Here is an 8,540-nt window from a genome sequence, read left to right on the forward strand (position 1 = left end):
TTCTAGTTGTTTACCTCTTTTTTCTTTCTTCTTCTCATTAGGATAAGGAGTACAACTATAGTTAAAATAGCTATTGGGACAATTAACACCCACTCATCGAACATAGATGGTTTTGCAATCATTTCTTTTTCTTTTTCTTGTGGTTCATAAGGAATCCGGTGTCCTCTCACTAACATTCTATGTGTATTGACCCCATAAGGCGTACATGTAAGCAATGTCGCATAATCCTGATTCTCCACAACCATTAAGTCCTCTACTTCACTCGGTAAAACCACTTTAATTTGATCAACTTCATAAGCAAGAACCTTATCTAATGAATGAATATAAAAAACATCTGATTCTTTCAGTTTGTCTAAATCGGTAAATAACTTGGCTGAAGGTAATCCCCTATGTCCTGTTAACACCGTATGTGTACTTTCTCCGCCTACTGGTAAAGAAGACTTCTCTAAATATCCTACTCCGCGGTTCAGAACTTCTTCAGATGTTCCTTGATAAATGGGAAGTTTCACATCGATTTTAGGTATTTCAACATATCCCATGACATCACCAATATTTAACACGTCCGCATAAGACTTTTGATTCTCTTTTGACTTTTCCGCAAATGGATCTGAAAGCGATTGTGTGGATTTCTGAACTTGTTTATTATATTCCTTTGCCTTTTCTTCACGACGTTCGAGTTCTTTCTTTTGAAGTGATTTTACTTTCGTATCAAAAGAGCTTACCTGAGAGTAATGTGTTCTTGTTGCTAACCAGTTGCTTACGGTTGGATATAAAAAAATACCAAGCCCTAATACAAATATAAACCCAAAAATGATATTGCGTTTCATAGTGCCCCCTTTAAATCTGTAAACATATTGAAAAGAGGGAAGCGATTTGCTTCTCCTCTTTTCACAGTTCACCGGTATAAATTTGTAATGATTTAGTTATTTGCAGCTTTTCTTCTGAAGAAAACAAATGCTGCTGCAGCCATTAATAACATACCTACTACAGAGAATAAGATTGTTCCCATACCACCTGTTGAAGGAAGGATCCAACCACTCTTATTATTTTCTACATTTAATTTAATTGTTTGATGATCTGCATCAATTGTTACATTGATTGGATCTCTTAAGATTTGGTAAGAACCTGTTGAACCATCTTCTTTTGTATAAGTTGGTGCTTTTGTCTCAACGATTTGGTAAGAACCGTAAGGGATATTATTCCATGTGATAACACCATTTGCGTCTGATACACCTTTTACTGGTTGACCTTGTACGACTACAACTTTACCGTCTTTATCACGTAATTCAAACTCTGCACCCGCTAATGTTTTTCCATCTGCACCATCTACTTTTGTTAACGAAATGCTACCATTTGTTGGTACAACAATAACTGGTTTCGTCTCTTTCTCACCCGTTACATCATTTTTGTTTGTAAAATCAATTGTTGCTGTATTTGGGATTTCTGTTCCTGCCGGTACGCCTTCTTTAATTTGTGATTTAATTTGTAAATAGAATTCTTTTTTACCATCTAACTTTGAAAAATCTTTTACAGTAGCTGTTACTTTTTGTCCATCTACAGTTACTTCTACAACGCTTGCATCTACTTGTACACCATCAATTGTTACAACTGGTGTACCTTGAATAACTAATCGATCATCCATTATGTCTGTTACCACATAATTTTTATAATCCTTAATATCTTCTGGAATTAATGTTTTAATATCATAATTGTAATCTTTTAACGGATTTATCGGTAAAAACTCTAAATCGTTATTAATCTTTTTATCAATTGTTGGTTCTTCAAAGTTTTTCACTGCTACTGGTACGACAACACCAGAAGTCATTGTACCGTCTGCGTTAATTGTACCTGATTCTTTAATAGAGAATGGATATTTTGTTGAGTCTAGTACATATCCTGTTGGTGCCTTTGTTTCTTGGAAATAGTAATCGCCGTATTCTAAACCGTCTACACGAATTTTCCCGTCAGTACCTGTTACTAAACCTGTTTTCACTTCTGTGCCATTTGCTTTAAAGATAGAGAATTCTGCACCTGCTAATGCTTTATCTTCTGCACCTGTTTTTGTTAATTCTACTGCACCGCGTTTAATTTCATTCTTTGGATACATGTGCACGTCATAGTTTAACGCAACACCATCTTTGCTTGTCATTGGAACGTCAACTGTATACGTATTTTTGTTTAAGTTAACATGTGGTGGACCAGCAATTTCTTTTACTTCATAGCGACCTAGTGGTAAATTTTGGAATACCACTTGCCCGTTTGCATCTGTTGTTACTTGAATTGGAGTTGCATTTGTTACTGTTTTTACTGCTTCCGTTGCGATTTTTCCATCATTTGTAATCTTTTCAAATGACGTAATTTGCTTAATTTCAAATGTTACACCCGGTAATGCTTTTGCACCATCAGGAATTGTTTGATTTGCAGAACCGTCACCTTCTGCACCTGGCGCTCCATTTTTTTCTTGTTCATACTTATGGATTGTTAAAGTACCAGTCGTTGGAGTTGCCGCATTTGCAACCATACTTGGCAAGTTTGAGAACATTAATACAAAGATGAATAATAGACTTAAAATCTTTTTCATTTTCTTTTCCCCACTGTCTCTATAAATTTTTGAATCTATTTATTTCTATTTCTCTTACGGAGAAATACGTATAACGCGATTATCATAAGTAATACACCAATTCCATAGAATAAGGTGGTTCCAATTCCGCCTGTTTCCGGTATCACCCATCCTGTTTTGGAGTTTTTCACTGTTAGTTTTACCACTTCTCCGGATGTTGTAATATTAACGTCTATTGGATCTCTTAAAAGCATATAATCATTTGGTGCTTTCGTTTCAACAAGCTTATATGAACCTAATGGGAGATCCTTAAGTATCAGTTTCCCTAATTCATCCGTAGTACCACTCGCTATTACTGAATACCCCGTTGAATTGTCTGATTCATATTTCCGAAGTTCAAACGTTGCGCCTGAGAGAACTTTTCCTGTTTGATCGTCTACTTTTGTAAGTTCAAGTGATCCAGGTAGTGCTTTCATTGCAACCCCTACCCGTAATGGTTCTACAGCTAGAAGTCCATTCGTTGTTACTGCAAAGGAATTCCATGCAGCACGGTCCACTTCAGGTGTCTTTTCATCAAAAAGTGCTGCGTCTACTGGTAAGGCTGGCGCTTTTGCCTCTACGTCAAATTGAATATCTTGTCCTTCTAACCATTGGACGCCATCCTTCATGACAATCTTGAAACTATGAATATCGTTCCAATTTGTAACCGCACTTGCCAACATCCAATTTGGATCCTCTGCACCAGCTGGGTTTGGTTGTGGTGTAGAACCGACCGAATAATCTACTGTTGCGTATAAATCATCACGTTTTGGGTTTTTGGACTTACTATAGTAAACCGTGACCTGGTCTTGCCATTTCGTTCCCGCAAAGCTAATAGGTCCTTTTAATGTCGTTTCAAATTTACTACCTCGTTCTGTGGTATCCGTAATTCCTAAATCCCCTACTGACGGTAATACATCTAGAAACATAAACTGCTCAATAATTTCATTCGTTGTATTCGTTAAATTGAAACGATACGTTACATCTCCATCTGGGTTTGTATGCCCAAATAGTGAGAAATCACTATCTAAACTACCTTTTACTTGTTTTGTAATTTGTAAGTTATCGTTCTTTATAATCGAATACTTGTTGGCCGACTTCACACGAGGCTGAGTCGTATTTCCATTTTTATTTACATCATTTGTATCTGTTTCTAGAACCGATTTTGTATAAACATCTCCTTGAGAAGTAGGTACTTTTAGCCCTGTATTCGCTGAGAATCCATACACTTGCATTTCTAAATTTGACAATGCTGTTCTTGTGACATCCACATCAAAACTCGCAGTTACTTTTTCTTTAGGTAGTAAACGCGAATTATCAAAAGTGAATTTGATTTGTTGTTGGCCGTTAACCTCACCGATCACTTGATATTTCGGATTATCTGAATTCTTACTGTATAACATATTGGGTTGGTCCAGTATATTGACCCCTTTAGGTAATAGGGCAACAAGTTCCAGTGGTCCTCTAATATTCGCTTCTGACGTAGCATCATTTTGGAACTGAATTTCGATACGATTGTTTCCGCGTTGTATGTTTGAACCTGTCGCTAACGGTTTGTTTCCACCATCTACAAACTGAATAGAAGATTGAACAATTGGTGCCGTATCAAAAGTGTTAATAATATTGACGTGTCGATTACCATGCACGGATGTATCATCTATTGGTGTAAGTGCTACTTTGGTGCCATCATTTAGCTTAAATTCATACTTTACACTATTTGTAGTAGTCCCTGTTGCACCTGCATACACATCATAATAGGAGTAAACTTCGGTGTTCATTTGACCCGAGGCATTTCGGTAAATCACACGGTAAGCTTGTACATGTTCACCAGCATTTTTACCGAATTTTGATACCTCAAACTTCTCCGTCAATGTCCCAGGATCTCCAATAGGGTATTGAATTTGATATTCTTGTTTCCATTCACCATTTACTTTTAATTGAATAAAAGTATCCGGTAATTTAGCAAGAGGATGTGCTGGATTGCTTGCATTATAATATGAATAGGGAACTTTTAATTCAAGATGTGTCAAATCTAATTTTGGATCAATCGTATACTCCATCATATAGTACGCGTATCCTTGATCTACAATTTGTTGCAAATCAGGATACTTAGCGTTTGGATCAGAATTGACTGTGTGTAATAAACCATACGGATGGATAGCTATATAATTTCCGAACTGCAATTGAGCATCATCTGTAACAGTTGGTACATACCCCAAATTCACATTGCTTGTATAACCGCCAATTCCATTTTGCGCTCCTGCATGAAATCCGTAAATCCAACCCCCAGGTGTACCAGGTTTATCAACATCACTACTCGCGATCCCTACTTTTGCTGTTCCTGACGCACTAATCGTTGGTGTAGTAGCTATATTCCCATAAGGTTGATACGTTGCGGTAGCTTTGTTTTCAATTTCTGAATTATAGGCAATATTAGGGTCGAACAACAAAATTATTTTCAACTCTTTTTCAAATAAGTTCCCATTTACGCTTACTTGATCTTGCTGAGCAAACGTTGGTGCATCAAATTCCCAAGTGACCGTTCGATTGGTTGCATTGTACACGCCTGTAAATCCTGGGTCTTGTACATAATCATAAAAACCAAGTCCAACAGGTAGTTGTTCGACAATACGAATTTTACTATTTTCTTGGATGTAGCTAAGTCCTGCAGCTGTTTTTGGGATACTAACTTTAATCGTCCAACCACCTAAGTCTCCTTGCATTGGAGGGTCATTACTCAAAGTCCATTTGCTATTTTGGTATTTCTTTGTACTGGTATAAGCTTTAGAGATACTAACAGCTCCATTAGAAATAACCATTGTCGTTTTTTTACCGGAATTCAACGCTGCCGCATACTCATCTACTTTAATCATCGCATCCGCTTCGAGATTCCGTATATTATTACCTTTATCGCTGACAGGTGTTTTCCCTAGCTCTGGAACTGCTTGAATAATCGTTTTATAAACTTGTCCAGATTCTAATTTTGTGAAATTGTAAGTTAATGTACCTTTCTGCGCATCATAGATTGGACTCACACCCGCAATTGTTAAAGTTGCATTAGGAACACCATTTTGAATCTGCGGATAGGTCACTGGTACTTCAGGATGTTTTGGTAGGTTCACGACGAGTTTGCCATTCGTCAAAGTTGTCTGGGAGCCTGTTACTTTTACATTCAGCTCAAAATTAGCTGTTTTTCCTGAAAGTACTTCTTGTTGTAAAGAGTTTAAATACAACTCTAGATTTGCTGTTTCTGATGTTGCGTTAAATGCTACTGCTGTTTCTGGTGTAGCGTTAGATGCTACCGCTGTTTCTGATGTTGCGGTAGATTCTTTTGCTGTTTCTGATGTTGCGGTAGCAGCACTAACAGCTCCATTTGAAATTACCTTTGTTGTTTTCTTTCCTGAATTCAACGCATCCTTGTATTGATCTACCGTGATACTTACATCTGATTCTAGTTCAATGATGTTTTTATCTTTATCACTGACAGGTGTTTTTCCTAATTCAGGAACTGCCTGAATAATAGTCTTATAGACTTGCCCAGATTTTAGTTCTGGAAAGGTATAAGTTAATGTACCTTTCTGCGCATCATAAATTGGACTAACCCCTGCAATTGTTAAAGTTTTATCAGGAACACCATTTTGAATCTGTGGATAGACCACTGGAACTTCGGAATGTTTCGGTAAGTTCACAACGATTTTTCCGTTCGTTAGTGTGGTTTGTGATCCCGTCACTTTTACATCTAACTCAAAATCGGCTGTTTTTCCAGAAAGTACTTCTTGTTGTAGCGCTTTAAAATTCAGTTCCAAATTTGGTACTTCTGACGTGGCAGCTACTGCAGATATAGCAAATTGCTGAAAAAACAATAGCACCGACATCATCAGAATTAGCGCCTTACCAACATACTTTTTCACTGTGAAAATTCCTCCTTCCAGAGAATTTTAAGATTATTTTAACGATTTACAACTTTCCCCCTCCCTTTATTTAACTTTTGTGATGGTACATTGTTGCCTGTCACTTGAGCTATGTTTTTGATTGTGTTTCCTGCCTGATCTCACATGATTCTCTTCTAGAATGTAACGAATTTTCCATTCGAAAACTGTTCCTGTTAGAAAACACAGGTATCGTCTCATGTTGATTTACCTTCCATCATTTTTACCGAACTTGAATCCGATTGAATGATTATAGAAGTGGCCGAAGCACAGCGTCATCGCCAATAAGTTTCATCTGACACAAGCATCCATCATCAAGGTCATTGAAAATCCACTTATATGGATTTCCAATGACCTTCTTCAAAGGATTTTACCAGTATGTGGTACTTTTATCATTCATAGATATTTCCTTTGTCAAAGTAAATATTGTTTCTTTAAGTTGACTTCACAATTTTAACCTTCTGGTTACCTGTCTCTTCTGCTTTCAAGTTTGCAATATTATAAATGGTCTTAATTCTATTTTTTTGCCCTTTCATATATTCTATTTAAATTACTCTGATGTCCCCGCGAACTCGGTTTAACTATAAAAGTAAATAAGTAACATAACATCTGTATATATTGAAAAATTCTATAGGTTAGTGCCTCTTCTTAATTCGTAATCTTTGATTTTTTCATTTTGGTCAATCTTATTATCTTGTTTTCTTTCGTAGAGAGTGGGATGGAATTACAATACAATATTTGAACCTTTCCTTTGTCGTGTAATAGTAGATTTCGTACGGTTAAGAGAACAAATAACAAAGTTGGATTTTATTTGTTCATCTAGAAGTTTCCAATACTCCCCCAACATCTTAAAATCCTAATTTAACTACAAAAAAAGCTAAGACACTCACTTGTGATACCAGTGAATGTCTTAGCTTGCAACAAAAGGAAATTATACTTGAGATTTGCCCATACAATTCATAAAGAACACATTTACACTTTACTAAAGATAAGAAAAGGTTTCTATTTCCACCCCCTAGTACTTAAAAAAGGAAAATCACTAGCAAGAAACACCTTTGAAATATCGATATAACTCACTAAAAACTAGACTGTTTCAACAAAAAAGAAACTATTTTATCCCCAAATAGCTTCTTTTCTGTTTATAATCCTTTTTCACGTTGCTAAATTATGTACAGCCATGACATGGCTGGCGTAACAATGCTGTACATAGGAATAGAAGCAACTTGATTAATAGTTACTTTTAAGAAGACACGGGGGAACGGGGAAAGTGAACTTCTCAAATTAGTTACCTCTATTCCTACAAACAGCAGTTGCTTATTATTTAAATTTAATCTACTCACTATAGTTATATAAAAATATTTTACTTATACTATATAACTCAGATTACCTAATCAACTATTACTTCATTAGACACCTTAATCCTTTAAATATTTGCACCATCTTTTCATTACTAATTTGATAATAATTTTCTACACCGTTTCTTTCCACATTTAAAATTATTCCCCTCATCTTTGATAGATGTTGAGATGTTGTTGATTGTCGAATACCTAGAATTTTGGTTAAGTGTTTCATGTAATGTTTTATGTTTAATTATTTCATTAATAATTTTCAAGCGTATTAGGTTCACTATTAATTTTAACAAATATGCATCTTCTTCATACATCACACTTTGGATATCTTAAAGTAACAATGTACTCATCATTCTCCCTTACTTATATTAGTTTATTAATTTTCTTTTTAGAATCGTAGCATGTCTATCTAAATAAATTACAGATACAAGGAATTCGGCACAAACCATATGAGAAACATTACAATTACTCATAATATGCTCAACCATAAGATTCTTTTTCTTCTTTCTACCTTAGAGAGGCAATGTATTAATTCGCAGCACCTCTTTAAACCTTCTATTATTATGATGATAACAAGGTATCAAAACTTATAAAGCCTTTTTTCTTCTCCTAACAAGGGAAAAAAAATAACATTTCCATACACATATTTAATATATATTCAGG

At 35.6% G+C, this 8,540-nt stretch carries 3 protein-coding genes; all 3 read right to left on the reverse strand.

Features of this window, described 5'->3' with window-relative positions:
- Positions 1-2 precede the first annotated feature (2 nt).
- The 3 genes from V7038_RS23545 to V7038_RS23555 all read right to left on the reverse strand — a co-directional run bounded on the left by V7038_RS23545 (position 3) and on the right by V7038_RS23555 (position 6,510).
- Positions 3-827 (reverse strand): class C sortase, encoded by an 825-nt coding sequence (locus tag V7038_RS23545; RefSeq protein WP_335695708.1) that lies wholly within the window; start codon positions 825-827, stop codon positions 3-5.
- Positions 828-919: 92 nt separating this feature from the next.
- Positions 920-2,581, reverse strand: a complete 1,662-nt coding sequence (locus V7038_RS23550) for a SpaA isopeptide-forming pilin-related protein (RefSeq protein WP_335695709.1) — start codon at positions 2,579-2,581, stop codon at positions 920-922.
- Positions 2,582-2,616: 35 nt separating this feature from the next.
- Positions 2,617-6,510 carry a SpaA isopeptide-forming pilin-related protein gene (locus tag V7038_RS23555; RefSeq protein WP_335695710.1) on the reverse strand — a complete coding sequence of 1,298 codons (3,894 nt, stop codon included), beginning with the start codon at positions 6,508-6,510 and terminating at the stop codon, positions 2,617-2,619.
- Between the last annotated feature and the right edge of the window lie 2,030 nt (positions 6,511-8,540).

It is taken from the genome of Bacillus sp. JJ783, assembly GCF_036963225.1.
GTDB lineage: Bacteria > Bacillota > Bacilli > Bacillales > Bacillaceae_G > Bacillus_A > Bacillus_A cereus_U.